This window comes from Actinoplanes sp. NPDC020271, from assembly GCF_044388125.1.
In the GTDB taxonomy this organism is placed as follows: domain Bacteria; phylum Actinomycetota; class Actinomycetes; order Mycobacteriales; family Micromonosporaceae; genus Actinoplanes.
The window spans coordinates 1-26,260 of record NZ_JBIRWQ010000024.1; the positions used below are offsets into that span (position 1 = coordinate 1).

At 66.0% G+C, this 26,260-nt stretch carries 21 protein-coding genes; 8 read left to right on the forward strand and 13 right to left on the reverse strand.

All coding sequences use genetic code 11. From position 1 onward, the window contains the following. Window positions 1–266: 266 nt before the first annotated feature. Window positions 267–1,478, forward strand: a complete 1,212-nt coding sequence (locus tag ACH442_RS36650; protein WP_396342683.1) for a tyrosine-type recombinase/integrase — start codon at window positions 267–269, stop codon at window positions 1,476–1,478. A gap of 680 nt (window positions 1,479–2,158) precedes the next feature. Here ACH442_RS36650 and ACH442_RS36655 read toward each other — a convergent pair. Genes ACH442_RS36655 through ACH442_RS36665 form a run of 3 tightly spaced genes read right to left on the reverse strand, consistent with a single transcriptional unit; the run spans window position 2,159 to window position 5,984 of the window. Further along, complete coding sequence (locus ACH442_RS36655; protein ID WP_396342684.1) at window positions 2,159–4,138, reverse strand: hypothetical protein; 1,980 nt, start codon at window positions 4,136–4,138, stop codon at window positions 2,159–2,161. After that, a complete protein-coding gene (locus tag ACH442_RS36660; protein WP_396342685.1) occupies window positions 4,135–4,740 on the reverse strand; it encodes a hypothetical protein in 606 nt (201 codons plus the stop codon). The genes ACH442_RS36655 and ACH442_RS36660 overlap by 4 nt, the downstream gene beginning before the upstream one ends. Next, the gene (locus tag ACH442_RS36665; protein ID WP_396342686.1) at window positions 4,737–5,984 is read right to left on the reverse strand and encodes a dsDNA nuclease domain-containing protein; all 1,248 of its coding nucleotides are present in this window, start codon (window positions 5,982–5,984) and stop codon (window positions 4,737–4,739) included. Before ACH442_RS36665 ends, ACH442_RS36660 begins: the two co-directional genes overlap by 4 nt. 614 nt (window positions 5,985–6,598) lie before the next feature. On the opposite strand from ACH442_RS36665, the gene ACH442_RS36670 reads away from it, so the two are divergent. Beyond that, entirely contained in the window at window positions 6,599–9,322 is a 2,724-nt protein-coding gene (locus ACH442_RS36670; protein ID WP_396342687.1) for a TrlF family AAA-like ATPase, read from the forward strand. 29 nt (window positions 9,323–9,351) lie between these two features. Here the strand turns inward: ACH442_RS36670 and ACH442_RS36675 are convergent, their stop codons facing one another. The 3 genes from ACH442_RS36675 to ACH442_RS36685 all read right to left on the reverse strand — a co-directional run bounded on the left by ACH442_RS36675 (window position 9,352) and on the right by ACH442_RS36685 (window position 12,292). After that, window positions 9,352–9,582 (reverse strand): hypothetical protein, encoded by a 231-nt coding sequence (locus tag ACH442_RS36675; RefSeq protein ID WP_396342688.1) that lies wholly within the window; start codon window positions 9,580–9,582, stop codon window positions 9,352–9,354. A gap of 294 nt (window positions 9,583–9,876) precedes the next feature. Next, window positions 9,877–10,833, reverse strand: a complete 957-nt coding sequence (locus ACH442_RS36680; protein WP_396342689.1) for a YaaC family protein — start codon at window positions 10,831–10,833, stop codon at window positions 9,877–9,879. A 133-nt stretch (window positions 10,834–10,966) separates the two neighbouring features. Further along, window positions 10,967–12,292: a helix-turn-helix domain-containing protein gene (locus tag ACH442_RS36685; RefSeq protein WP_396342690.1), complete on the reverse strand. Its 1,326-nt coding sequence runs from the start codon at window positions 12,290–12,292 to the stop codon at window positions 10,967–10,969. A 170-nt stretch (window positions 12,293–12,462) separates the two neighbouring features. Here ACH442_RS36685 and ACH442_RS36690 point away from each other — a divergent pair, with 170 nt between their 5' ends. Together ACH442_RS36690 and ACH442_RS36695 are read left to right on the forward strand one after the other, a co-directional pair. Continuing rightward, a complete protein-coding gene (locus ACH442_RS36690) occupies window positions 12,463–13,248 on the forward strand; it encodes a DapH/DapD/GlmU-related protein (protein WP_396342691.1) in 786 nt (261 codons plus the stop codon). Further along, window positions 13,245–14,432 carry an acyl-CoA dehydrogenase family protein gene (locus ACH442_RS36695; protein WP_396342692.1) on the forward strand — a complete coding sequence of 396 codons (1,188 nt, stop codon included), beginning with the start codon at window positions 13,245–13,247 and terminating at the stop codon, window positions 14,430–14,432. The genes ACH442_RS36690 and ACH442_RS36695 overlap by 4 nt, the downstream gene beginning before the upstream one ends. A 64-nt stretch (window positions 14,433–14,496) precedes the next feature. Here ACH442_RS36695 and ACH442_RS36700 read toward each other — a convergent pair whose 3' ends face one another. After that, window positions 14,497–14,970 (reverse strand): NUDIX domain-containing protein, encoded by a 474-nt coding sequence (locus ACH442_RS36700; RefSeq protein ID WP_396342693.1) that lies wholly within the window; start codon window positions 14,968–14,970, stop codon window positions 14,497–14,499. Between the two features lie 247 nt (window positions 14,971–15,217). Next, entirely contained in the window at window positions 15,218–15,553 is a 336-nt protein-coding gene (locus ACH442_RS36705; RefSeq protein ID WP_396342694.1) for a hypothetical protein, read from the reverse strand. Between the two features lie 372 nt (window positions 15,554–15,925). Between ACH442_RS36705 and ACH442_RS36710 the strand changes: the two genes are divergently transcribed. Together ACH442_RS36710 and xerC are read left to right on the forward strand one after the other, a co-directional pair. Then, window positions 15,926–16,141: a helix-turn-helix domain-containing protein gene (locus tag ACH442_RS36710; RefSeq protein ID WP_396342695.1), complete on the forward strand. Its 216-nt coding sequence runs from the start codon at window positions 15,926–15,928 to the stop codon at window positions 16,139–16,141. A 33-nt stretch (window positions 16,142–16,174) separates the two neighbouring features. After that, entirely contained in the window at window positions 16,175–17,536 is a 1,362-nt protein-coding gene (gene xerC, locus ACH442_RS36715) for a tyrosine recombinase XerC (protein WP_396342696.1), read from the forward strand. A 465-nt stretch (window positions 17,537–18,001) separates the two neighbouring features. Here the strand turns inward: xerC and ACH442_RS36720 are convergent, their stop codons facing one another. Continuing rightward, on the reverse strand, window positions 18,002–18,361 hold the full coding sequence (locus ACH442_RS36720; protein ID WP_396342697.1) for an ArsR/SmtB family transcription factor: 360 nt from the start codon (window positions 18,359–18,361) through the stop codon (window positions 18,002–18,004). A 73-nt stretch (window positions 18,362–18,434) separates the two neighbouring features. Between ACH442_RS36720 and ACH442_RS36725 the strand changes: the two genes are divergently transcribed. Then, window positions 18,435–19,112, forward strand: a complete 678-nt coding sequence (locus ACH442_RS36725) for a haloacid dehalogenase type II (protein ID WP_396342698.1) — start codon at window positions 18,435–18,437, stop codon at window positions 19,110–19,112. Window positions 19,113–19,197: 85 nt separating this feature from the next. Here ACH442_RS36725 and ACH442_RS36730 read toward each other — a convergent pair whose 3' ends face one another. From ACH442_RS36730 to ACH442_RS36745, 4 genes are read right to left on the reverse strand one after another with little or no spacing between them, the layout of a single operon-like run. Next, window positions 19,198–20,553 carry a cation:proton antiporter gene (locus tag ACH442_RS36730; protein ID WP_396342700.1) on the reverse strand — a complete coding sequence of 452 codons (1,356 nt, stop codon included), beginning with the start codon at window positions 20,551–20,553 and terminating at the stop codon, window positions 19,198–19,200. Between the two features lie 16 nt (window positions 20,554–20,569). Beyond that, window positions 20,570–22,153, reverse strand: coding sequence for a histidine phosphatase family protein (locus ACH442_RS36735; RefSeq protein ID WP_396342701.1), 1,584 nt, complete (start codon window positions 22,151–22,153; stop codon window positions 20,570–20,572). Continuing rightward, window positions 22,150–24,114, reverse strand: a complete 1,965-nt coding sequence (locus ACH442_RS36740; protein WP_396342702.1) for an FAD/NAD(P)-binding protein — start codon at window positions 24,112–24,114, stop codon at window positions 22,150–22,152. Before ACH442_RS36740 ends, ACH442_RS36735 begins: the two co-directional genes overlap by 4 nt. A 36-nt stretch (window positions 24,115–24,150) precedes the next feature. After that, on the reverse strand, window positions 24,151–24,579 hold the full coding sequence (locus ACH442_RS36745; RefSeq protein ID WP_396342703.1) for an OsmC family protein: 429 nt from the start codon (window positions 24,577–24,579) through the stop codon (window positions 24,151–24,153). Between the two features lie 256 nt (window positions 24,580–24,835). Here ACH442_RS36745 and ACH442_RS36750 point away from each other — a divergent pair, with 256 nt between their 5' ends. Continuing rightward, complete coding sequence (locus tag ACH442_RS36750) at window positions 24,836–26,260, forward strand: AAA family ATPase (RefSeq protein ID WP_396342704.1); 1,425 nt, start codon at window positions 24,836–24,838, stop codon at window positions 26,258–26,260.

Genomic DNA, 26,260 nt, shown 5'->3' on the forward strand with positions numbered 1-26,260 from the left:
CCGGGCATTCAGCATGCCCTCAAAACAGCGAGAGACACGCGAATCAGATTCATTGACCAGAAGCTATGAGCCGACGCTCAAGTGAAAGACCGAGGCTAAAGCCTCGTCTCGACCGCGTCCGAGCGGGGATTAAGTGCCCTATGTTCCCGCGATCGTAGAAGGTCCGAAAATCGGATCGAAAGGTAGCACCGGCCAAGGAGTGATCACTACGGGGAAGGGCACCGATGTGGGACCAGCTACATCAGGCCATGACCTGAGGAGATGTCATGAGGCCCAACCCACATCGAGGTCGTATCTACCGCCGCTGCTCCTGCCGTGGCGACAACGGCAAGCAACTCGGCGCCCGCTGCCCGAAACTACACAGCCCGGGACACGGCACCTGGGCGTTCGCCGTCGACCTGCCATCGACTGATGGTCGGCGCAAGACGCGCCGGCGCAGCGGCTTTGCCTCCAAGACCGACGCAGCAGAAGCACTCACCAACGTTCTCGAGTGCGAGCACGCCGGAATCCTGCTCGACGACACCGAAACCGTCGCCCATTACCTAACCGGATGGCTCGAGGCGAAATCCAAGGTCCTCAAGCCGAACACGATCCGCCGCTACAGCGACTACGTCAGCAAAGACCTGATACCAGCCTTCGGGAAGATACGGCTGGAACGGCTCAGCCACGCGCACATCCTGCAGTTCGTCACCCAGCAGCAAGCTGCCAATCGCGGGCCCACCACGCTGCGGCGCTGCGTGACCTGCCTGTCCAGCGCACTCAACGAAGCCGTCCGCACCCGCCGACTGCCCTACAACGCCGCCCGCTTCGTCCGGCTACCACGTCTCCCCCGCAAGGAACTCGTCTGCTGGACCAACGAAGAAGCCGGCACCTTCCTGCGCTACTGCCACGAGGTCAACGACCTGCACGCCGACCTGTACGAGCTGATGATCTGCACCGGCATGCGCAAAGGCGAAGCACTCGGCCTGTCCTGGGCCGACATCGACCGGGACCAGCGCCTGCTCTTCGTACGCCGTAACCTGATCGCCGTCGACAACTCCCGCGCCGAGTTCAGCGATCCCAAGACTCCGTACAGCCGCGCCTGGATCGCCTTGTCACAACGCTCCCTCAGCGCGCTACGCCGGCAGCGGGCACGCCAAAACCGTCAACGCCTGGCAACACGCGACTACGAGGACATGGGCCTGGTGTTCTGCCGACCCGACGGACGGCCACTCCGGCCGCAGTACGCACTCGACCACTTCCGCAAGCTATCCGAGGAGGCCGGCGTACCGAGGATCCGTCTGCACGATCTGCGGCACCTCGCCGCCACCATCATGATCAGCTCCGGCGTGCCACTCGGATCGGTATCCAAGACGCTGCGGCACAGCACCATCGCCACCACGGTCGACATCTACGGCCACCTCACACCGCAGGTAGCCCAGGATGCCGTCGACGCTGCCGCAGCCGTCCTCGACACCGTCGACCCCCGCGCCGCATGACGCAACCGTTCACCCCTTGAGCGGGCGACAAGGATGCATCGCCTGACCAGGGGTTTCAGTAGTTGTGGTCGCGATGTGGTCGCACCGGCGGAGGTAAGCGCGACTCGCGAGATACCGGTGCCGGGCACCGTCGTTGGCTGGCCTCACCGGTCACAGAAGGATCAGCGGCACCAGCACACCCGAACCACAAGATGGCAGAAATTCTCACCAGCCACAACGGGGATCCGCCTCCAAGCAGTCGCCGAAATCGCGACCACACTGCGACCACAACTGCCCAAATACAGAACAGCGGATATTCCCAACCGGGAATATCCGCTGGTCAGATGTGTCGGGCTGACAGGATTTGAACCTGCGACCCCTTGACCCCCAGCCAGCGACGTGCTAACAAACGTTTTACCAGGTCGCTGAAAAGTATACACGGCCGAGTAAAGGGGTCGCTACCACTTCGTCCGCTCAGCTCTCGCACACCCCATCCTACCTGGGCTTTTGCAAGCACAGTTTCCCCAGAAGAGTTGTCTTCGGCATCTTCTTCGACACTTAGCGGTAAATCCGGTGTCGCGAGAGTTCCTTGAGCGGCGTGCTCATGGGCCCTGCGGGGCGGATGCCTTGTCTCGACCGGTTTCTGGCGGATCCATGAAGGGGCATGGCGTCCTTCGCTGCGGCGGCAGGTGCGGACATTATCAGTCGACGTCCTGCCGTTCAGGCGGGATGGGGGATCCGGGAATTCGGATGAGCCGATCCTCTTGGGTCAGGTTAAGGGTAACCCGTTCGACGAGTTCGAGAATAATTTCTCGGGAGAGCTCGTTGTCGACTGCGACGACTTGGAGTGCGTTTCGATACGATTCTTCAGCCGTTACTCGGCCGAGGAGCCGATAGGCGTCACGGATTCGGTCGAAGCTCAACCCTTGTTGTCCGCTGTTGGCCGATATTCCGTCCAGAATGAGAAGTCCCGGTAACGGCAGGTTTCTGTCTATAGCCACGGTGTGGTGGGCGAGCGCGTGTGCGATGTTGACGAGTGTTTTCAGGCCTTGGCTGGACAGTTCGTCGAAGCTGCGGCCGGAGACTTCGGGTAGATAGGTCTTTCTGTTGATGTGGACGGTGAGTTCTTGGCCTAGATCTGGGATGTGGAGTTGTTGTAGGTATTCGAGCATACGTTGTTCGAGGGCTTGTACATTCTCCTCCGCCTCAGATTGAGAGAGTTCACGTTCGTTGATGCGGAGTCGGATTTCTTCCTGCTGGGCCTCCAACATTTCACGGCTGGCGAGTTGGTGCTCGTGCCGTTGGAGGAGGTCGGCATATTCCCGGAGGCGTTTGATGTCGGCTTCGAGTTGGGCTTGCCGGGTGGCCTGGTAGTCAATCTGCGCGGCGCGGTCGGAGACGAAGGCTTGGGTTTGCTGGTCGAGGTCAGCTGCGAGTTCGGTGATGAGGTGGTCGAGTCGGGTTGCCTCGTAGGCGAGTTTGTCGAGTGCGCGTTGGCGCCCCTCGAGGACTGCTTTGGTCTCGGCGATCTGGCTCGCTATGCGGTCCTGTTCGCTCAGGAGTTCTGCTTCGGAGTTCGCCGGCCGTGGTGGTTGCAGGCATAGGTAGCACAGGTCCGGTTCGGTTCGTGCTGGTTCGATGTCGTTGCCGCAGCGGGGGCAGACGATGAAGTCGAAATCCACGAGCCATTCACCGGCGACGATTGCGCGGCTGAGGCGGGCGGATTGGTTGGTCAGTTGCCTGACGAGATCGGCGAGGTCCTTGGTCTGGGCTTGGAGCCGGGACATGCGTTCGGCGGTGTCGGCGCGGCGACCGCGTGCGGCGAGCAGATTTTCGCGTGCTTGTTGTACGCCGGGGACGTCGGTGATGGTGCTCGCGAGGGTTCGGCGTTGTTCGAGGACGTAGTCGAGCTCCGTTGTGCTGGTGGCTAGTTGAAGTTCGAGGGTGGCGAGGTCCGCGAACGGGGTGTCCTTGAGGAACTGGGCGCGGATCTCGGCGTTGTGTTCGAGGGAATCGAGCTGGCGTTGCAGGTGGCGTAGCTGGGCGTTGAGGCGGGCGAGTTCGGGTTCGTAGTAGCCGTAGGCGATCTCGAAGACCCAGCGGCGTTTGGCGTCGCGGAAGGGGCGTTTGTGTCCGAAGACTTCGGTGTCGAGTTCGTCGCCGGTGACGATGCAGTATCCGAGCCAGTCGGTCATGGTGACCGGGCTCTGCACGCCGGTGGGGTCGTTGCGGGCTTGGGGGACGTTGATGGCCGGGATGTCGAGGCGGTCGAGCAGGAAGGTGCTGTAGGTGCGTGCGGATCCTGCGACCGGGAGGCGTAGTGATAGTGCTTCGCGGTCGGCTTCGTTGTCGTCTTCGCCGATTTCGACGAGGGCGTCGCTGGTGGTGGTTCGGGGGCGGTAGATCTTCCAGCCTCGGTCGCCGAGTATGACGTGCCCGCGGATGGCGGCGACGTGGTCAACCTCGGGCGGGAGGTCTTTCGGCATGGTGCCCAGTAGTGCCCTGATGAGCCGGACGAAGGTGGTCTTGCCGGTGGTGATGTCGCCGACGATGTGGTTGAGGCCCGGGTTAAAGGTGACTTCGCGGCCGCCTCCGACGAGGTCTACCTGGAGCAGTTCGAGGCGGTGGGGGTAGGCCGGCTGGTCGCCGGTATGCGGTGGTGGTGCAGTAGGTGGGGTCACGTCAGGTCCTCGTGCCAGGCAGCGTCGGCGATCTCGGGGAGTTCGTATAGGTAGTTCTTGAGAGTGTTTCCGGACTTGTCGAGGTGGCGGCGCAGGAGGACCAGGCGTTGGTTGATCGGGTCGAAGCTGCCATCGGCGCGTAGGTGGGCGGCGAGTTCAGTGCCGATGGCGGTGGTGCGGTAGCCGAATCCGTTGCTGAGGGGTGCGACTTCGACGAGGCCCCGGCCGATGAGGGAGCCCAGGACGGCGTAGTAGGAGGGGTCCCATGGGCCGTAGCGGTAACGCATCATGCGGGCATCGAGCGGTGCCTCGTCGGGATCGATTTGCTGCAGTTTGTCGGCGCTGACGCCTTGGGCTATCAGGACGCGGCGTAGGTGGCGCGGGTAGCGGAGCAGGAAGTCGAGCTTGGCAAGTTTGATACGGCCTTCGAGGTATCGGGTTTGGCCGCGCGCTTTATGGCTAAAGGCGTCGATGAGTAGGAGGAGTCGGGCTTCAGCTTCGCGTGAGGGGCGAAATCGAGCTCGGGGTGTCTGGTCTGGGTCAAGCGTTCGCGGTCCTCCTCGGCGAGGCTCGCCAGCCAGAGTGTTGCCACCGGTGGTCACGCGAGACCCCAGTCGAAGCGGCAGAGGTCGGAGAGGTGGCCGAGGTATCCGAGGATGAGTTCTTCGTCTTGGTTGAGCAGCGTGTTGCGATCGCAGTGGGCGAGGTCGTGAGGCCGAGAACGCAGGTCGGCAGCGATGGCTTCGGCGGGGCGGGCGGCGGCGACGGGATTGGCCACGGCGGAGAGGTTGATGCGAGCGGACGTCGCTCTTGCCATGTTCAGCACACGGCGGGCGAGGTCTTCGAGTTGGGACTCTGCGTTGTCGCGGCCGGCGAGCAAGAGTTGGCGTTGGACTTCCATGTCGGCGCGCAGGTCCCGGACGTCTTCGATGAGCGCGCTGCTGGCACCGGCAGATCTCATCTTGAGTTCCATGAGCGAGGTGGCGGATCCCGCCGCGATGCGTGCGAGCAGTTGGTGTTCTCGTTCGCCGGGCAGCGGAGGGGCGAGCATCTTGAGCATGCCGCGGCTGAGGGTCTGGTCGCGGATGGGAGCGATGCCTGCCCCACCGGGTTCTTCGGGCTGTGGGAGATCTTCGCCTACATGTGGGAGAGCGGCGGCCAGGATCATTTGGATAGATGCCGGCTGCCCGGTGCCACCGGTCTGAGCTGCGGTTGCCGCGATGAGGAGCCGCTCGTAGAGCTGCCGTACTTCCTGATGAGTCAGAGAAGGCCAGAGTGCCGACAGCTCCCACATCGCGACCTTGTCGATGTAGGTCTGGCTGGGCTGTCCGGGTTTGATGGCCAGGCGTTGCAGGAAGTCGTCTGTCCAGCTTTTGATGAGTCCGTTGGCGACGAGGCGAGCGCGTACGTCCTTGGTTGCCGTGGTGGGGTCGCTCAAAAAGTTGGCGGTGTCCGCCTTTTCCGAGGCCGACCCCTCGATCCACAGTTCGTAGGTGCAAAGTTCGTGGATCTTGGCTTTGCGCGTCTTCACATAGGAGCGGACGAGCGCGTCCAGGCCACGCTCGCACATGGCGGTCACACTCCACGACCCCTTGTCGCGTGTCTTGAGCTGGATGAGCCGAATCTTCCCGGCGTGGACGAGCGCGAGGTCCTCAATCTGCTCGCAGACGAGGAAAGCAGGGCCGTCGGGTTCGCGTAGACAGGTCAGCCACTGTTGCACTACTTGCTTGGCTTGCCAGACGTAGCGGGCGAAAGTGTCGAGGCCGGTGGGGTCATTTTCGATCTTGGCGATCTTGGTGAGGTTGCCGAGGCCGGGGATCGGCTCCTGCTTCGTTGCGTCGGTCACTCGAAAGACACTCCCTACCTGGCGCGACACCGAGAACCACGTCTATCTCACTTAGAGTATTCGACCCACTACTTCGGGAAAGCGATGCTAGCGGATTTGTCGCGCACGGCGCGACTGTCGCGTACCAGCTGTCTGGCTGACTTCCTATGTGTACCCAGGTGACTTCCGATGATCCGTTTAGCCGAACGTGTGGCGGCGCCAGGTTGTCCCGGAGCGATCCTGTGGGGTTCGGCCCGATCTCGTCGACGTACTCCACATCGACGGCAGGCACGGCGACGTTGCGGCAGTCGATGAAGTGGAGCGTGCTCCAGTCGAGGGGCTCATTGTCGAGGTGTCGGTGGAGGTGCCAGATGGCGGCTTCGATCTGGTGGAGCCCTCTGTGCCGGAATCCGTCGAAGTTCAGGCTTCGCCCTGCTGCCACGAGAGGGTGACGCCTCTACGGATCTTACTTTCCGTAGAGAATGATCGTGCTCTAGGCTGATCGACCGGTTGGGCGCTTGCTCGTCACGCGCACTGCCGAGGTGGCGCGCCTCCGCCTGAGGTCAAGCCTCGCTGATTGGCCGGCGCCTCTTCATCGGCCGACGTCAGTTGGTCTGTAGACAGGGAAGTGATGCATGACGGCTGGTGGAGCGCGATGGCGCCGTGTCGACTTCCATCTGCACACGCCTGCGGTGTCTAGCTTTGCCGGCTCGAGTGGCATGAACCCGGAAGATTCAGACGACCAGCAGCGGTTCGCAGAGGCGTATGCACAGCGGCTGAATGATGCTGGCATCGAGATTGCCGCGATCACTGACTATAACGGGATCCGACAGCCGTGGTTTGATCTGATTCGTCAGGCTGCTGCTCGGCGCGGCATTGACGTGCTTCCGGGCGTCGAGTTGAGCGTGAACGTGGGCCGCGGCGGCATCCACATCTTGGCGGTCTTTCCCGGCGACGCAGATCCGCAGGAGATCAACGAGTGCTTACGCTCGTTGGACCGAGAAGCCGGACGGCAGCTGTGGACTGGTCGGATACATTCGGAGATCGAGCTGCGAGACCCGCTCCCTGCCGCTCTGCGCCACCTTCGGGACAGGTTTGGTTGCTTGCTGTTCGGCGCCCACGCTGGTGACCGCAAGGGCTTGGTCGACGCGATGGGGCCTAAGCCGGCGGCAGGGTTGATCTCTGAGGTGCAGTTCGACGGCTTGGACCACGCCGAAGGCGTGCTGGGCAAGCTGAAAAGCACCGGGGTTCAGTTTCCTTGGGATCATCTTGCCTTGGTGGAGTTCAGCGATCCACGCAGTCTGGCGGATGTCGGTGGCAAGAAGTTGGGCGACGGCAGAGCCAGAGGCACGTGGCTCAAACTGTCGGCGACCGACTTGGATGCCATGCGGCTGGCGTTGCACGACCCGGAAACTCGGGTGCGGACCGACGAGCCGGCGCCGCCGCGTAACGGACGGCTTATCTCCATGCGTGTTGAGGGGCGGGGCTTCCTCAACGGTCTGGAACTCACGTTCGACCCGCACCTGAACACGCTGATCGGCGGGCGAGGCACCGGCAAGTCAGCAATCCTCGAAACGATCCGCTATGGTCTCGGCCTCGACCCCTACTGCGACGCAGACAACCGCCAATCGCTGGTCAAGCATGCCCTTGGAGCAGGTGGCATGGTCCGCCTGCAGGTGGAGCGCTCCAGCGATTCGGGGATTGCGATGCGTTATGAAGTTGTCCGCGTGCTGGGCGAGGACGCGCGGGTGATCGACCCCGGTACCGGCTCGGCGGTCGGTATTTCGCCTCAGGACGCGTTCGGACCCAATCGCGCGCCGGTTGTGCTGCTGCAGCGTGAGATCGACGTGATCAGTAAGGATCCCGAGTACCGGCGGCGGCTACTGGATCGGCTCATCGGCGATGATGTGCACCGGGCCGAGGCCGCCTTGAGCGAGGTCCGCCGCAAGCTGTCGCTCAACAGCACCGAGTTGCGCAGGCATCGCATCGAACAAGCGCGCCTGCCCGAACTCGAGCAGCGCATCGCAGCACTGGAGCATGAGCTACGCGTGTATGAGGACAACGGCGTCCTTGAGAAGCTCAAGACACACCGGCGTCTGGACTTGATTGATGGCAAGCTCGCCGCGAGCATCGAGGCGATCGAATCAGAGGAGGAATGGTCGGCGTCTCTGACCGCGGCAAGGACGCGATTCGCCAGCTTGCATGATGGCCTTATCGCAACCGAGGACGATCTCACGCGGCAGGCCGCGGATGCTCTGGCGGAGGTCAGCACGGCGGTTGAACGTGCGTACGGCGAGATCATCCTGGCTATGCGTGCCGCGCATCACCGGATCAGTGACCTCCGTAAGGCCCACGCGAACCAGGTGCAGGAACTGACTGATGTCCTGAACGGGATCAAGCAGGAACTTCACGCCGAAAAGATCGATGCCGACGCGACCCTGCGGTGGACTAGCGAGGTCGACACGCTGAGCGCCGAGCGTGACGGGCTGATCCGTAAACAGACCGAGATGCGGACGTTGCAGCACGCCCGCCGAGGTATCCTCGACGATCTTGGAAAGGCGCGCGAGAACCAGAGTCGTGTTCGGCAGGACGCAGCCGAAATGATCAACGGGTTGCTCTCGCAGCGAGTTGAGGTGGTCGTTACTGCGGCCGGCGACCGCGATCAGTTCGCCACCGACTTGCGGAACCTTCTCGCCGGCTCCGGCGTTCAGGCAGCTGCTGTGGCAAGCATCGCTGCTCATGACGGTGTCGATGGTGTGCTCGTGGCCTCGACCGTCGACGCCGGCCCGGAGGCCGTCTGTGAACGCTTCGGTATAACCCGACCTCAGGCGGACAGGATTCATGCATGGCTGACGAGCACGGAAGTTGACCGCCTCACGGAGCTGGAAGCATTGGCGCCCCGTGACCAGGTCAACGTCCGGCTCAAGACGGGTCAGGAGTCCCGTGATCTTGACCGTCTGTCGACCGGGCAGCGAGCCACTGCGATCCTGTTGCTGATCTTCGCCGTTGACGGTGGTGCGATGCTGCTCGACCAGCCGGAGGACGATCTCGACAATGAGTTCATCTTCGAGGACGTGGTATCGCTCATCCGCGAGCAGAAAGCGCTTACGCCGAACGGGCATGATCGCCAGATCATTGCGGCCACCCACAACCCGAATATTCCTATGCTGGGCGACGCCGAGTTGGTTGCGGTTCTCGGGGCCGACAGTACAGGAATGCTTGTCACCAAGCAGGGTTCCATCGACGATCTCGATATTCGCACGCATGTACGCCAAGTCCTTGAGGGCGGCGAGGAAGCCTTTATGCGCCGCTACCACAAGTACGGCGGCATGCGTCTAGACCTACCCACCGCGCGCTGAGACGCTCAGCAACTGGCGGTCGAGTCGGGTCAGTTCCAGCTCGCCGGTTTGCTGGCGGCGATGAGCACGTGCTGGGCGACGAAGCGGATCAGGTGCAGGTCGTGTCGCAGGCGTTTGGCTTCGGGGCCGAAGGGATGCAGAGGTTCGGTGTCGGCGTGGCTGTCTTTGCTGTGCACGATCCGGCAGCGCAGGCTATATATGCGGTCGGCGATCTGGTGCACAAGACTCGTGTGGGAGTCGCCCGGGTTGATCGAGAGCACCCCGGCAGGCGCACCGATGTTGCGTGTTCGCCGGCTCGCTGGCCGGGGTGGTTGTTGTCGTGGCGGCTCGTCCGGCCAGGGCTGCCCAGCGGGTCGTGCAGCACTCGTCTCGACACAGCACGATGGCGATTGGACGTCGTAGCCAGATGGTTCTCGTGGGTGAGTAGCGGTGGCGCACACGGGGCGCAGCCGTCGTTCTGGGTGTCGAATACGGCCGCGATGGGACCCGCAGGCTGTTTCGGGGGCCGAACGACCGCAGCGGCGGTGGCGCGCTTAGGCGCTGGCCGTCTTGTGTTAGCCAGGGTCTTCAATGTTAAGGAGGATATTTAGCAGCATCTCTGGAATGCGGATGACGGCATCATCGAGCAGGTATTCAACGGCGGTAGCGTGCGATGATGAATTAATGTCAATCATTTTTGTCCAATTCGCAGGCTCATATCTCGCTAGCGATGACAACGCAAGGAGTACCGCCCACCATGCCAGTACAGGATGCAGAGGAAGGCTCATACTGCCAATAATTGGAGCGATGAAGAGCCAACTTTGGTCGCTGCTTCCATAACGAGCGACCAATCGCGACTCAGGCTGCAGCAGCAGAGGGGTCTCACCGTCGACTAGATCAAAATGAATGTCCAGCGACACCGCGAAACTATTGGGATTCCATGGCACCTGGAGGGCCGTCTGCCAGGATATTCCTTTCAGCGCAGGATAGTTGGCGAAGTGGCGCGCAACCTTTTCTTTGTCCTGGCCGCAGAGTTCGGGAACTGCATGCCTGATCCACGCCAGGCTGGCTCCATACAGGTTTTGCTGTGGCCATAGCCCTGGGGTGAACATGACCGCAGAGAGCGTCTCCCCTTTTACAAGCGGAGCCCATGCCGACTCTGGGACCAGTGGCCACAGGTCCGCGAGGCTGATGCGCTCGTCCGGCACTAACGCTTGAAAGTCGAGCACCTTGGCCATGGCCTGGAAAAGTCCGTCGCCTTTGGCGTAAACCTCCACGTCGGGCAGCTGCTGCGCCTCGGTCGATGCGCTCAGCCCGTGACCGTGAACCCGCCAGTCTTGTCCGATCCGGGGAGAGGCCGCGACGACGGCTCGACTTCCCTGCGACAAGGCATAGAACAGTTGCAGTGGGCGGGTTGCGTAGTCGGCGTCAGTAGCCGCTTTGATGAACTGTTCGCACTGCTCGAGGGAAGCTTGAAAGGTATTGCGGCGGGCCCCTCGGCTCTTCGCGAAACCTGGCGGGTCATGGCGCAAGGACCGAAGGCTACGCCACGTTGATGTGCCCACGAACACCTCAAATATAGTCAATACAGCACGTGCTGAGGCGCGCAATCATAGCCGTCTGAGCGGGCCGTAGCGCGAACCCGCTACGTCTGTCACAACGACTTCAGACGACACCGACACGGGTGGCGAACTGGCGTATGCCGGAAAGGCTACGGCTGGCCGGGGCGGAAAGCAGATCGTGAGTGAGGCGTTGCGCCCATGGACGGTAACGCACTTCTTCAGGGGCGTCGCGTTCAGCGGCCAGCAGGGTCTCGAACGCGGCGGCCGGCCTCCCGCGGCCGTGGAGCGCCAGCGCAGCATCCTCCCAGTAGCGTACGCGGCGTTCAATATCGGTAATGGAACGTGGGTCGACTTTCCGGGAGTAGTCGACGGCCGCACCGTAGTCGCCGAGTGTGCGCGCGATGCTGATGCGATAGACCGCGAGTTCGGTGGAGTTGAAGCGGGCCGAGGTGCCGGCGGCGTGCGCGGGTTGCTCGGCTTCGGCCAGCAGGGCCCATGCCGCGTCTCGGTCGTCGCGGATCGCGGCGGTGTAGGCGGCCACGGCGAGCAGCTGGCCGTACATAGCGTGATAGGCCGCCGTGGTGTCGGAGGCCGAACTGTGCAGCTGTGCTGCGGCTTCGAGCACCAGTGTCTGGGCGCTGCCGCCGTGATCGGCGCGCCGCAGCACGGTCGCGGCAAGTCGCTGGCTTTCGGCCAGGATCAGCGGGTCGTTGCCGGTCCGTGCGGCTTGTACGGCGCGGTCAGCGGTAGCGCACGCCAAGCCGTTGTAGTAGAGCTTGATCAACAACTGGGTGGCGACCCCGTACGCCTCGGCCAGTTGCTGGGCCGCCGCGGCCTGACCGTCTAGGCCGGTCGTGCGGTGGCTGGCGGACGCTTGGGCAAGCAGCTTCGGCAGACGGCGGGCGAGCCGGGTATAGCGGGTGGCGCGGTAGTCGGCGCGGGCAGCCGCGATCTGCGCGGCCAGTTGCTGGTGGGACAACGGTTCGGCCGTGAGCCGGCCGAACAGCACGTCCTCGATGGTGTTACCACTCAGCGCGGCCGCAGCCGCGGGCGCTGGTAGCGCAGCGGTGGCGCCGAGCGCGGCTGCGCCTGCAAGGAAGTTGCGTCGCTGCACGGTGTCACCCTCTCCGTCCACAGTTGTGGTCAGGGTAGACCCGCCGACCGGCCCGGGCGGGGTTGCCAGGCCGAGCATATGTAGAGGTACGTCGTACAGGTCAGCCAGCGCGCGCAGCTCGGTGACATCGCGGATGGCGCGACGCCCGCTTTCCAGGCGCGACAGCGTGGACGCCGAGTAGCCGCCGGCCGCGCCGAGCTGCTCAAGGGTCAAACCGGCCGCGATCCGGGAGAACCGCAGGATGGTGGCGTAGTCGTGTACCTGAACGGCTTGCTGTACCGCGCTGTTCGCGGCCCACTGCGGGGGTGCGCTCACGGTTGGCTCCGTTCATCGCACGAGCATTGAGCGTCGCTGCGTGATTGCAGATCACGCAAGGCGTTTGCACGGAAAGTGACGTGCCTTCTTTTCAGATCCTGGCGCCGCTGCACTCGAATCAGGGCTCGCCGATGCTTCCGGCCGCGAGCAGATGATCTGAAGGAGTTTCGATGCCGCACTCAACAGAGACCACCGAGCCGCAGTCCGCCGCCGAGTTGATGCATGCCGGGTTGCTGCAGATCGGGCCCGGCTGCCGGCTGCATCCCACGGTCGTGTTCATGCCGGCCGATCTACGAGGGGAATTTCGCCCGACCGTGATCGGCGGGTACGTCACCGTCGGCGCGTACGCGGTGCTGCACGGTGGCCTCACCGTGGGCGAGCGGGCCTACATCGGTCATCACACGATCCTGGGCGAGCCGGAGTACGGCTACGCGGTACGCGGCTACCACGCCGGTGCTGGTGCGGACACCGTCCTGGGCAACGGGGTGATCGTCCGGGCCGGCGCGATCGTCTATGCGGGGGTGGCGGTCGGCGACGACACGACGATCGGGCACCACACATTGCTGCGCACCGGTGTCACGGTCGGCACGGCCAGCCAGCTGGCCGCGAACCTCACCGTCGAGCGTCGTGTGCGCATCGGGTCGCACGTTCGGTGCTCCCCCGGTTCGCTCCTGACCGCAGACACGGTTGTCAGTGACCGCGTATTCCTCGGCGCGGGAGTACGCACGATTAACGACAAGCAGCTGATCTGGCGCGACGCTGAGCGCGAGATGCCGCTCAACCCGCCCGTATTCGGCGAGGGCTGCAAGGTCGGCACGGGAGCCGTTGTGCTGGCCGGTGTGACGGTCGGCCGCAACGCGTTGGTCGGCGCCGGGTCGGTGGTCACGCACGACGTCACCGACGACACGGTGGTGTACGGCGTACCCGCGGTATCGCATGGGCGGGTGGCCCGATGAACGCGCTGGACTGGCTGGAGCCGCTCCGTAGCAGCGTGCCGGAACTCGGCACCACGGCCTGGCGCCGCTTGGAGCGTTTCGACGCGGCGCTCGGTGAGTTGTATCCGACCGCACCAGCGCCGGGCGATGGCGTGGCCTGGTCGGCATGGCTGCGCGAGGCCCGCCGCGTGCTCGCTGCCCGGGGGCACCGGGTGCCGGGCGGTCCGGCGGGCATCCTGTGGCAGGTCCTCGCCCAGTTCCTCGCCGGTGCCCGCGACCTCGACCTGCGCGACTGCATCGGGCCTGGGCACGGCGCGATGGTGCTCGCGCACGCACGGGCGGCCACCGCCGAAGCCTGGGATCAGAGGCTGAAGGCCGGTGAACTGATCGGGATCGCGGCCACGGAGCGGCATGGTGGCTCGCGGATCCGTGAGATCACCACCCGCGCGGTGCGTGCCGACGACGGGTTCTGGCGGCTGTCCGGTGAAAAGTGCTGGGTGTCGCGGCTTGTCGAGGCGGCGGCGTTCGTCGTGTTCGTTCGCGGCCCGAACGAGCACATCAGTGCCGTAGTCGTTGACGCCGACGACCCGAATCTGGAGCGCGAGGTGGTGGAGCCGGCCGGGCTCGGCGGCTGGACGTGGGGCGTGCTGCGCCTGCACGAGGTATGCGTTGATCCCGGCCTCGCGCTGTTGGGCCAGCCCGGCGGCGGCCTGGGTATCTTCCACCAGCATTTCGCACGATTCCGGCCTCTGGTCGCTGCCACCGCCTTAGGTACCGCGGCCGGTGTTCACAGCCTGGTCACGGGCACGTTGGCCGAACGGCGCCGGGCGGGTCGCCTGCCGCGGATCCGGGACAACGCATCAATCATCATCGGCCGTACCCACGCCGAAATCACGGCAGCGTTGCTCGAGGCCCTGGCCGCCGCCCGGCTCGCCGCAGCCGGGCACCCTGATGCCGGAATGTTCGCGCGGCTGGAAAAGGCCGCTGGTGTCGACACGGCAGTCCGAGCCGTGCACGATCTTGCGCCGCTCGTCGGCGCCGTCGGCTTCCAGCGGGGTCATCGCATCGCGAAGGCCCGGACCGACCTGGCTGGTCTGCTCTACGCCGACGGAATCCACGACAGCCTCTACCGCGCGGGCGGTATCAGTCTGCTGGCCGGCGCTTCTGGCCCGGGCCGACCATCTGCGCTCGCGGCGGCCGCGTGACAGCAGGTCATCTCACCGGGTTCCGCGGGTCGCAGGCCGCGGGACCTGCGGGTGAGTGGGGTTGTCAAGTCGCGATGGAACCGTTCTCCAAGTACAACGCTATGCCGTCAGCCCGGGCCCGCAGCGCTGCGGTGATCCGCCGGGCCAGCAGCTCCGATAGCCGCTCGCCGGCCTCCTGCTCGGTGCACCACGCCCAGCTCCGCAATTCCTCAATCGGCAAACGGATCTGAGACGTCTGCTCCGGTGCCAGCGTGCCGCCGTCGAAGAGCATCATCAGACCTTCCGTGCGGCCCTCGCGCGGTGGCACCCAGTCGGTCACCAGAAGCCGACCCGGACGGACCGGCAGACCGAGCTCCTCCTTGAGTTCGCGTGAGACCGCGGTCAGCGGCGACTCGTCCGCCTCGACCGCACCGCCCGGGATCTCCCAGTAGTCCTTATAGGTCGGCTCCACCAGCAGCACACGGCCTTGGTTGTCGGTCAGCAGCGCGCCGGCTCCCATCCGCTTGCGCGGCAGCGTAGCGGTGAAATCGTCGCTCACCGAGCCAGCCTGACATACCAGTGCATTCTGACCACTCCGCCCGGCCCTTTCGAGTGAGTGCTCTCAAGTGCCTGTCCCCCGCGCAGAGAACCCATAGCCGGTCTCCAGGTGCCTTTGCGGCGCTACCCGTGCGGTGATCACCGCAGTCGGCACGAATCCGTGCGGGGATAGCTCGGTCAGAACGTCAGTTGGTACCAGCCGAGGAACCACTCCGGTTCGTTGCCGTCCGCGTTGAAGCCGAGTGCTTTCAGCGCCCAGATGAGTGGTTCTCGTGGCGGTTCTGTCGGTAGTTCCAGGCCGCCGATCGGGTCGGTGCCGGATGTTCTGGTGTAGTGCGAGGCCAGGATGTAGCAGTTGCTGGCGTTCGTACCGAATTCAACCACGTGGATCCCGAGCTTTCCCAGGGTGAGGGTCCTTCGGGTTCGTTGTCGTCGTTGAAGAAGGCATCGGTGTCCGCCTGGACCAGCCGGCCGTCGGCGTAGGCGGCGGCGAGCAGCTGTTTCTCGGCTTCTTCGACGTCCGGGCGCAGGATCAGATGCCCGTAGGCGGCGAACGCGTGCATCTTGTCGTAGGTCTGCCCCATGCGAGGCACGCTATCGGTCTTCGCCAGATTCCGGCGTCACCCGTTCGTGTGCTCGATACCCGCCTCGTCCGGGTGAACCCGGTATCGCTGACAAGGACGATGCGACTCTCAGGGCGCTGCCATCCGCGGTCATCACATCGGTCGATGGCCCGGGCGAGGTACACGGCGTCACGGAATCCGAGAAAGTCTCGAAGCATGTCACCGCGAGCCCAGCCCTTTTCGAGTCGGGAGCGATTCGCAGCCCCGCGCCGTTCCGGGTGCCGGCCCCGGGTGGCTGCCGGCCGCGCCCCGTACAGCGCCGGCCGGTGTCGCGTGGCCGACCGTGCGCCCGGATGCGCCGTGATGTGCGAGTGGAACGGAGGATTGATCGCTATGTCGAATGCCGTTGGTGAACAGCTGCTCGATCCGCTGCTGACCTTGGACGAGGTCGCCGACATGTTGAGGGTGCCGGTGTCGACGATGCGTAAGTGGCGCTCTGGAGGCGGAGGGCCGCGCGGTTTCCGGGTGGGCAAGTACGTGCGTTTCCGGCGAACGGCGGTCGAGGAGTTCATCCAGGAACGGGAGGCGGCGCAAGAAGCGGATCAATGAACCCCGCGTCCGCAGCCGTATGTGGGTCGGCGTGTGAACGCGGCCGACGCTGCCGATGGCGAGGAACGCATTCACGGTGAGGAGAGCGAGATGGGACGGCCACCGCTGCCACTGGGAACCGGCGGCAAGGTTCGATTCATCCGGTCCGGTGCGAGCTGGATCGCCCGGTGCGGCTTCCGGGAATACGACGGGATCACCCGGCCGGTGGAACGGTCCGGGAGATCGCAGGCGGCGGCCGAGCGGGCGTTGAAGCAGGCTTTGCGTGATCGCGTCTACAGCGATCAGGAGGCCGCGATCAACGCCGAGACCAAGCTCAGCGTGGTCACCGAGGCCTGGTGGAAGGGCTATCTCGCCGGCGACGGGGCGGTCAGCTCGCGCAGCCTGTATCGAGGCGTGCTGGACAACCGCATCCTCGCGGGGATCGGCAGCGTCCGGTGCCGTGAGCTGACGGTTGCCGTCGCGGAGCGTTTCCTGCGCGCGGTCGAGCACCATCATGGCCGGTCGCTGGCGAAGACGACGCGGACGGTGCTGAGCGACGTCTGCGGGTTCGCGGCCCGGCTCGGCGCCATGGACCGTAACCCCGTGCGCGACACCTCGCGGATCAGCACGAAGCCGGGCCGAGCGCCGAAAGGGCTGAGTGATGTCGCGGTGCGGCAGCTGCGCGCGTACGTCACGTATCTGCCGGTGGCGGTGCGGCGCGATGTGCCTGCGGTCATCGACGTCATGGCGGCGACGGGGATGCGGATCGGTGAATGCCTCGCCCTGACTGGTCCAGCACTGGACGTGGCAAGCCGCACGGTGCAGATTCAGGGCACAGTGGCCCGCTATCCCGGTCTTGGTGTGGTCTTCGCACGTCAGCCGAAGTCGGAGGCCGGCTATCGCACCCTCACGTTGCCCGGCTGGGTGATGCCCACCGTGCAGTGGCACGCCAAGCATGCGGTCGCAGTGTGCGCCCAGGTTGTCAGGATCAGCCCGCGTCGCGAGCTGGTGATCCCCCGACGGCCGTCCAAGACGATCCGTCGGCGATCACAGCCGCCGGCATGGCTGCTGGGACTGCTGGATCAAGGGACTTGGTGGGAGGAGACGATCACGATTGTCCTGCCGTCGTCGGCGGGAACGTTCCGCGATCCGTCGAACACCTCGCACAATGTCGCAGGCGCCTTCGCGTTCGCTGGTCTGAGTCCGGACACGTCGCACCTGTTGCGCAGGAGCGTGGCGACGCAGATGGACGATGATGGCGTTCCGGTGCGCAAGATCGCCGATCAGCTCGGTCATGCCCGGCCCAGCATGACCCAGGACGTGTACCTCGACCGGAATCCGGTCTGCACCGCCGGCGCCACCGCGCTGCAGCCGTTCGGCTTCCCAGCCGGCCATCGTCCCGATACTCGGCGGTAAGAGCCGAAGTCGTTCCCGGAACGGCGCTGGGGCGTTCACCGCCTGGGACGCCGGAGGCAACGGTTTCTGCTGTACGGGTGCCTTCGATGGACGGCCGCGGCCCTTGGTGCCGGGTTGCCGGTGGCGTACGGCCCACCCCCTAAAGCTTCCTAGGATGAAGGTGTCTCCGCTGCGGTCAAAGGAGTCGATCCTGAGCTGCGCGAGCGCGGACAGCCACGCGGAACGCTTCGTCGATCTCGTCGCGGCGATCGTCCTCGATATCGTCGTGCTCGTCGGTAAGGTCGTCGGCGTCGGTGTACTCGGCGTAGCTTTAGGCGCCCGCAGCCACCGACATAGGTCGCGGAGGTTGGCAGCTACGCCCGGTAGCCCGTTCGGGCCTGGGCCGGGGAGCAGCCGGCGATCGTGGGTCGGGAGTGCCGCCGCACGCGACGGGGTCCGCGGGTGATCGGGGTGTCCGCGCGGCACTTACGAGTGGTCTGCGTCGGTGCCGGAAGCGGGCGACTTCGTGAGAGCGGACGCGCGGTCGCCAGCTTTGACTACTTCTAGCAGTCCGGGGAAGTGTTCGGTGAACTCGTCGCGCAGGCGGACGAAGCTGCCGTTGCCGGCGTCGCGCTGCCGGATGAGCCCGGCTTGGCGCAGCACTCGCCAGTGGTGAGTTCGCGTGGACTTGGCTTTCGGCAGCGTGAAGGAACTGCAGGGGTATTCGCCAGGGGCCCGGTTCATCAGTTCGAGGACCACTGCGCGCCGGAGCCGGTCGGCGAGTGCGGCCAGGACGTCGTCGAGGTTGACCTCGTTGATGGGTGGGATCGGGAATTCACCGGGCATGCCTGCTCCTCTAGGTACGAATCTGATAGTACCTTGGCGGTGTAGGTGGAGGTTCGCCGTTTGAGGAGGCGTCATGCTGTGGGTGTTCGACGTGAATGAGACTCTTCTGGATCTTGCGCCGCTCGATGATGTGTTCGACCGGCACACGGGCGCGCCGCAGCTTCGTGCCGCGTGGTTCGATCTGGTGATCCGTACGGCGTTGGCCACGACCGCGGCCGGGGAGTATCGGGATTTCGGGCAGATCGGTGGCGCGTGTGCCCGGGCGGTCGCCGAGGCGCATGGCACGCCGCTGACCGATGAGGGTCTGGGCGAGATCGCGGGGACCATGCGGCGTCTGCCGGCGCATCCGGATGTCGTTCCCGCGTTGACCCGGCTGCGTCAGGACGGCCACCGGCTGGTGGCCCTGGCGAACTCTCCGCAGGTGGTGGTCGATGCCCAGCTGGCCAACGCGGGAATCGCCGAGTTGTTCGATGCGGTGTACTCGGCCGAGCAGGTCAGGGCGCTCAAACCGTCGCCCGCCGCCTACCAGCTGGTGCTGCAGGCCGAAGGTGTCGCGGCGGGAGACGCAGTGATGGTGGCGGCTCATGACTGGGACATCGCCGGGGCGCATGCGGCGGGGATGCGCACGGTTTTCGTGGCCCGGGGCGGCCGGCGTCCGCTACCGCAGTGGCCGGCGCCGCACGCGACCGGCGCCCGCCTGGTCGAGGCCACGTCCGGGCTGCTGAGCCCGGCACAGGACGCGGGTCACTGACTGCCGGTGCGCTGGTGTCGCCAGGGCGCTGCAGTGTGCTGCCCGGCCGTGTCGGGGCACGGCCGGGCAGGTCCAAGGGGTGAGGTCAGGACACCGAGGCGGATACCGGCACGTTCGCCGGTGTGCCGGCCGGACTCGGTGCGGATTCGGGAAGGTCCTCGGTCATCCGGCGTTCCATGTGGGCGGGTATCGACAGCCGGTAGAGCGGGAGTGCGGCTGCGGTGGTGATGACCGCGACGAGCACGAGCATGGAGAACACGTCGGGGGTGATGATCTGGTAGGCGAGGCCGATGTTGATGAAGATCAGGATCATCAGGCCGCGGGCGTTCATCAGGCCGCCGACGGCGAACGATTCTCGCCAGGAGAAGCGGATGCTGCGCATGGCCAGCGCGCAGCCGAGGTATTTGCCGATGAACCCGGCGGTGAGGATGAGCAGGAACGGCAGCACCGCCGCCCACCCGGCGAGGCCGCCGAGTTGTGTGTTTAGGCCGGAGAAGGTGAAGAAGACCGGTAGCAGCAGCACGGAGACGATGTCCATCATCCGGTTGTGCAGGGCGGCACGGAATGCGGGATGGCGGGGCATGGCGAGGCCGGCGATGAAGCCACCGAAGACGGAGTAGATACCGATGTAGTCGGTGAAGTACCCGGCGAGCAGCACGATGCCCAGGACGAGGTAGAGGTGGTCGAAGCCGAAATGGCCGGTGCGCTGGACGCGTTCACCGATCGGCCGGAGCAGGCGGGCGACGAGGGTGAGCATGACGATGGTGAACACCGCGGCCAGGCCGACGGTGCGCATGGCGTGCCAGAGTCCGGCGCCGGTGTGCATGGCGAGCAGTACGGCCAGGAAGCACCAGGCGGCGGCGTCGTCGACGGAGGCGCCCAGCAGGGACAGCCGCCCGAGGCGCGAGTTCTGCAGCCTGCGTTCGTACAGGATGCGGGCGAGCATGGGGAATGCGGTGATGGACAGCGCGCCGCCGAGGAAGAGCGCGAATTCGGCGGTGCTGACGTCGGGCCGCGAGAGTCGGTCGTAGAGCAGTACGGCGCTGGCCGCGCCGAGCAGCAGTGACGGCAGCATGCCGGACAGGGCGAGGACCGCGGCGTGCCGGATCTGGCGTCCGCCGGCTGCGCCGCTGCCGTGGTCGAAGCCGGCGCCGACCAGGAACATGAACAGCGTCAGTCCGATCGTGCTGATCACGTACAGCACGGGTTTGACCTCAGGGGTGAAGATCGCCCGTTGCAGGCCGGGGGTGATGCTGCCGAACAGGGTCGGGCCGAGCAGGACGCCGGCGACCATTTCGCCGAGTACGCGTGGTTGCCGCAGGAGCAGTGCGAGCCGGCCGCACAGGGCGGAGGTTGCCAGGATGACGACGATGGCCGGCAGGACGTGCAGGACGAGGGTGAGGTTGGAGTCGTGCGCGACGGCGGTCTGCGCCAGATACACGGTGCTCTCCCTGGTTCTAGCGGGGTGTGGAGGTGGGCAGGGTGGTGCGGGTGGGGATGCGCAGGACGTCATACCAGCGGGGGTCCTGGGCGTCGACGACGATGGAACGGGCGTAGTGGCTGTCGAACCAGGACAGCAGGAACATCGGGAGCAGCGTCCAGATCGCGACGTTTTCCAGGGGGGTGTTGCCGGTGAGGGCGGCGAGGATGACGACAACGAACACGTTGGGGTATGTCATCGACAGGTAGTCGTCGAGTGCTTGCACGTGTCCGCGGCGGCGTAGTGCGATGGCGACCAGGCGGAGGCCGACGGCGATGGCCACGGCGGTGGGCCCGTAGGTGAGGACGCCGGACAGCTCGACGCGCAGCGAGACCAGCACGATGAACGCGGCGAGCATCAGTACCGCGGCGTAGGCGTTACGCTCACCGAACTTCGCAGTTTTGATCGGCGAGCGTTCCCGTAGCCGCCGGACCAGCAGGTAGGCAAACAGCACGATGGCCGTCGCGGTGGCGGTTCCGGTGATCACCGCCCGGCCGGTGTCGTGCGCGACGGCGACCGACAGCACGGCGGTGAACCCGACGATCGCCGCGATCGAGGAGAGCATGACGTGCGCGAACGCGGGCATGATCATGCCGCCGAGGCAGCGGCTGACCGTCATCGCCACCACGGAGCTGGGTGTGGCCAGGAAGACGGCGGCGAAGACAGCCGCGGACGGTGGGTGCGGGCCGGCGGCCCAGAGCAGCAGCGCGGCGACGACCGGGAGCGCGACGTAGCGCAGCAGCACGGAGCTGATGATGCTGCGGTCGGTGAGGAACTCCCGCGTCCGTTCCAGTTCGATCCGGCACATGGTGATCACGCTGGCGACGACGAGCAGGGCCAGCAGCAGGTACGGGGAGGCATGCCAGCGCAGGCCGGCAAGGTTGCCCAGCAGCCCGGCGGCCAGAGCGAGGCAGAAGACCAGCGGGTGGTTGACCACGATCCAGTCGTAGGCGAGGTTGCGCCACCGGTTCTCGTGCCGGACGTACCGGTCGACCCGGTCGCCGCGCAGCACCTGGGAGTTCGGCAGCCGAAGGTCGAAGCTCTCCTCGGCGCGGCCGAGGATGAACCGGCAGATGAGCTCCACGACGTACTTGTGCGACACCACGCACACCGTCTCGCCGCGCTGCAGCGCCGGCAGCAACTCGTCGAGGTAGAAGGCGTAGACCCGGGCGCGGAACTGCGCGGCTGTCTCGCCGCCGCTCATGGTCGGGCTGTCGTCGTTCATCGCACGTTCGTACTCGGCGACACCATGACGTCGTTGCAGGATGGCCTTGCACTCCAGCGTGTAGCTGCCGAAGTCGCGTTCGATCAGGCGCTCGTCGTAGTCGAACGGCCGCTCGCCGAAGACGATCCGGGCGGTCTGCGCGGCGCGGTGCAGGGTGGAGACGTAGACATGGTCGAACTCGACGTCGGGGTTGTTCCGGGCGGTCTTGTCCGCCTGGCTACGGCCGAGGTGGTTCAACGGCGCGTCCAGCGTCCCGGCGATACGGTGCACCGAGTTACAGGTCGACTCGCCGTGGCGGACCATGTAGAGGCGGCCGAGCATTTCCTGGTCGCTCACGTGTGCGCCTCCATGGCCGGGGCCGTCTGCTGGAACGTGGGCCGGACCTGTTCGCGGTACTGCGAGTCCCAGGCGGCCAGCCGGGTGATGTCGCAGATCGCGTGGACGACGTGCCGTTCCACGATCACCGCGAACGTGGACAGCGCCTGCCGGCTCAGCGCCGGGTCCAGGCCGCGCGCGGCGGCGAGTTCGGCGCCAGCGGCCTCGACCGCGCCGTCGCGAAGCTGCCGTTGCTTGAGGCGCTCGGCACGGGTCTGCGCGGTCAGGTACTCCCGCGTAGCGGGTACGAGGGTCTCGCCGGTTTGCCTGCTGAGCAGGTCCTGGACCTCCCGGGTGTCACCGCCGGCGGCAAGGCCGAAGTGCTCTACCGTCCAGGCGATGGCGTCGCCCAGGTTCAGGTGGATGTCGGCCGGGATGGCCCGGACGTCCTTGTCGCCGTCGGTGCGCATCCGGCGCAGCATCTCGGTGGCGGTGTCGAAGCACTGGTTGCGCAGGGTGCCGATGCTGAAGACGAACGCGCCGAGCCGGCCACGGCGGGCGGTCTCGTCGCCCTGACGCATCGGCCCGACGCAGAACAGACCGTCAGCTTCCGTGCCGTCGGCGGTGAGCACTTCGCCGTGCGCGCCGACCTCGATGCCCCGGTGGGTCTTGCCGTGCGGCATCGCCAGGCGGCGGCGCTGCACCATCCGGCTCCACAGCGGCTGACGTACACGGTCGTAGGCGGTGTCGTTGCCGAGGCAGTTGATCACCCGGTCGACGAGCAGGTCATCGCGGTCGGCGAAACTTACCCGGATCTGCTGCCCGTCACCGGCCGGGCGCATGTCCACGATCTCGGCGGGCAGGACCGTGACAGTGGCCGGGGCGCCGCGGAAGCTGCGCATCCGGTGCCGCACGACGTTACCGATCTCCGGCACGGTGCTGGTGCGGTTGGTGACGATCAGGGACTTGTACCGGTCCAGCAGCTGGCGCACGTCGCGGGCGTCCATGCGATCGAGCAGCTCGATGACGTACGGCTCCCACGCCTTCATCACCCGCTCGGCCAGGACCCGCTCGTCGCAGTCGAGGGTGTCACGCAGGTACTCGTATTCGGCGCGGACGCCTTCGACGACCACCTCCGGCGTCAGCTGCTCGGCGTCCAGGAACGGCGGCCGGCGTACCGTCCAGATGTCGTGCTGGTGATCGGCCGGGTAGGTTCCGTGCATGTGTCCGCCGCGGGAGACCACGACGACGTTCCCGGTGTGCCCGACGTTGATCAGCGACACCATGGTGTCGAAGGCCGACAGTGCGGATCCGGCGATGAGCACCGTCTCGTCCGGGCGCACACCGGCGAACGCGGCCCGCGCCTCGGCGGAGTACGGATCGGCGATGAACCGGTCGCTGCGCTCGATGCGCCGGTAGAACGGCGCGTGAACCGGCTCGAGGTGGCCGGTGGCGAACACGACGTAGTCCGCGCGCAGTGTGCGGGTCTGCCCGTCGGTCGCCGACTGCGCGTACCGCACGGTCCAGCCGCTGCCGTCGTGCTCGACATCGACTGCCTCGCCGGTGAGCTGGGTCAGCACCGCGTCGGGGGCGGCATCGGACGCCGCGGCGAGCAGTCGCTCCTTCAGGTACTGGCCATAGATTCGCCGAGGTACGACGCAGGCGACCCCGAACACGTGGTACTGCCAGCGCGGCGGCCAGCCGGAGCGGTCGGCCTCCTCGTTGGCCCACTCCAGGAAATCCTCCGGCCGCTCCCGGCCGTACGTGATCCGCCCGGCCTGGATGTTGAGCATGTGATTCCAGGTCGTGCCCGTCTCACCGAACGCGATACCGCCGTAGCGAGCGCCCTCGTCGCGTTCGAGCAGGCACACCTCGATCGGCGCCTCGGCGAACTGCAGCAGGCGTGTACTGGTCAACGTGCCGGAGAATCCGGCGCCGATCACCACCACGCGTGTGCGTGCCGGTGCTGTGTGCAACCGCATGTGACCTTTCCTTCCCTCGGGTGGACGCCCGGCAGCTCAGACCGGGACAGAGGTGTGCCACTGGTACTCGAACCGGACCGGCAGCACGTGCCGCAGCGTGTTGTGCACGATGCACCCGCGCTCGGCCTTCGCCAGCGATTTGCTCAGCACCTCACGCGAACCGGCGGGAGCCGCGACAGAGACCACGATCTCGGAGAACCGGGTCGGCGCATCGATCAGCGTTCCGGTCACCTCGCAGCGGACCGCGCCGGGCACGAGCGGGTAGCCGTCCACCGCCGCAGTGGCCACCAGAGTGCTCATGAAGCACCCTCCCAGCGCGAGCAGCAACAGTTCACCGCCCATCGGGCCGCTGTCCGTGCCGCCCTTGGCGACCGGCCGGTCGATCGCCACCTCATGGGCGCGAGCGGTCCCGGCGAGCGCGGTGCCGTCCAACTGCCGCACCGACACGGAGATATTCGATGGCATAGATGCCCCTTCAGCTCGACGAATTGCATTCAATTAAGCTGCAGAAACATTTTTGAAACAATTCCTGCAGCTAGCCGCGGATGAGCATCTAAGACATCAGCGAATAGATTCATCGATCCTGGACGATCGTGGACGACGCTTTCCCGGCTTGACAGTCCCCGCCCTCCCCGTATCCTGGAACAGTCGTTCCCGGTTCGCGCGAGTGCAGCGTGCCTCGCTGACCGGGCCGTCGTCACGCTTACGGGGAGGCGCGACAGTGGCACATGCGCCCAGGCCGGGACAGGTCCGGTCGATCGATGAACTCATCCACCAGCTGCGACTTCTCAAAGTGTGGGCCGGCAATCCGTCGATCACCCACATCACCCGCGCGGTTCGCGACGCATGGCGGCGGGCGGGACGCCCGCAGAACGAATTGCCGGCTCGCTCGACGATCGGGAATTGCTTTCAGCCAGGTCGGCGGCGACCGAATGTCGATCTTTTAATGGCCGTCGTCTCCGTGCTGGTCGACGACGATCCGGCCGCAATCACCGTGTGGGGACAAGCAATCCGCGTCGCTCTCACCCGCCACGAGTCAGCCGAGTTCGTGCAGGCTCACCAGCACCTACCCCCGCCCCCGCCACTGCTTGTGGGCCGTGACGAGCAGTTGTCCACTATCAGCACCCACCTGCGCGACGGGCGCCGGCAGTCCGTCCTGCTGACCGGCATGCCCGGCGTAGGCAAGACCGCCGCGGCGCTGTGGCTCGGGCATCATCTGACCGGCACGGGGAAACCGTTCCGCCGGGCACTGTTCGTCGACCTGCGCGGATCAGCACCCGACACGCCGCCGGCAACCGCCGAGGCCGTGGCCGAGGCACTGCTGAGATCGCTCGACGTCACCGGCGACCGCATCCCGCGCCACCTCGGCCAGCGCAACCGCCTGCTGCGCCAGCACCTGACCGCGACTTCCACACTGGTGGTGCTCGACGACATCGCCGACACCTCGTCCGTTCGCGACCTCACTCCCCCACCGGCCGGATCCGCGCTCGTCGCGACCAGCCGGCATCGCCTGGATTTCTTCGGCGTCCCGGCCGAACTCGCCCCTCTGCCCCTGCCGGACGCGATGTCACTGCTGCGGCACACCACCGGCCGTCTCACCATGCACGCGGAGGACCGCCTGCATCGCAGCGTGGCCGCTCTCGGCGGCCTCCCGCTGGCGGTCCGTGCCCTCGGCCGGCACATCCGTGAGCACGACCGCTGGGAACCCGACGACTACACCCCGCCGGTGGCGCTGACCCTGACGATGGAAGCCGGCGTTCGCGACCGGCTCGCCGCCGCCGACCGGCGCCTGCCCGCCCCCGCCGCCGGACTGCTGCGCCTGCTCGCCCTGCATCCCCATGACACCTTCGACGTCGGCGCGTGCGCCGCACTGGCAGGGCAGAAGCAGCCCCAGGTGGAACACGATCTCCGCGTTCTGCGGCACGCCAGCTTGCTGGAACACACCCCGCACGGCTACCGACTGCCCGCCGTGCTTCGCCGGTACGCGACAGAACGCCTCGCCGTCGATCATCCGACCAGCGCGGTCGCCCGCGCCTGGGAGCGACTGATGCGACACCACCAGCGCCTCGGCCGGCAAGTACACGTCCCGCCAGGGATACTCACCCATCCGGGATCGGTCACCTCGGTGCTCATGGCAGCGGCATGA

Excerpts from the sequence above, each read along its gene's own strand:
- ACH442_RS36725 (WP_396342698.1), top strand. The coding sequence starts at position 18,435 with ATGCTGTGGGTGTTCGACGTGAATGAGACTCTTCTGGATCTTGCGCCG.
- ACH442_RS36650 (WP_396342683.1), top strand. The coding sequence starts at position 267 with ATGAGGCCCAACCCACATCGAGGTCGTATCTACCGCCGCTGCTCCTGC.
- ACH442_RS36740 (WP_396342702.1), bottom strand. The coding sequence starts at position 24,114 with ATGCGGTTGCACACAGCACCGGCACGCACACGCGTGGTGGTGATCGGC.
- ACH442_RS36670 (WP_396342687.1), top strand. The coding sequence starts at position 6,599 with ATGACGGCTGGTGGAGCGCGATGGCGCCGTGTCGACTTCCATCTGCAC.
- ACH442_RS36720 (WP_396342697.1), bottom strand. The coding sequence starts at position 18,361 with ATGCCCGGTGAATTCCCGATCCCACCCATCAACGAGGTCAACCTCGAC.
- ACH442_RS36705 (WP_396342694.1), bottom strand. The coding sequence starts at position 15,553 with ATGGGGCAGACCTACGACAAGATGCACGCGTTCGCCGCCTACGGGCAT.
- ACH442_RS36695 (WP_396342692.1), top strand. The coding sequence starts at position 13,245 with ATGAACGCGCTGGACTGGCTGGAGCCGCTCCGTAGCAGCGTGCCGGAA.
- ACH442_RS36690 (WP_396342691.1), top strand. The coding sequence starts at position 12,463 with ATGCCGCACTCAACAGAGACCACCGAGCCGCAGTCCGCCGCCGAGTTG.
- ACH442_RS36745 (WP_396342703.1), bottom strand. The coding sequence starts at position 24,579 with ATGCCATCGAATATCTCCGTGTCGGTGCGGCAGTTGGACGGCACCGCG.
- ACH442_RS36710 (WP_396342695.1), top strand. The coding sequence starts at position 15,926 with ATGTCGAATGCCGTTGGTGAACAGCTGCTCGATCCGCTGCTGACCTTG.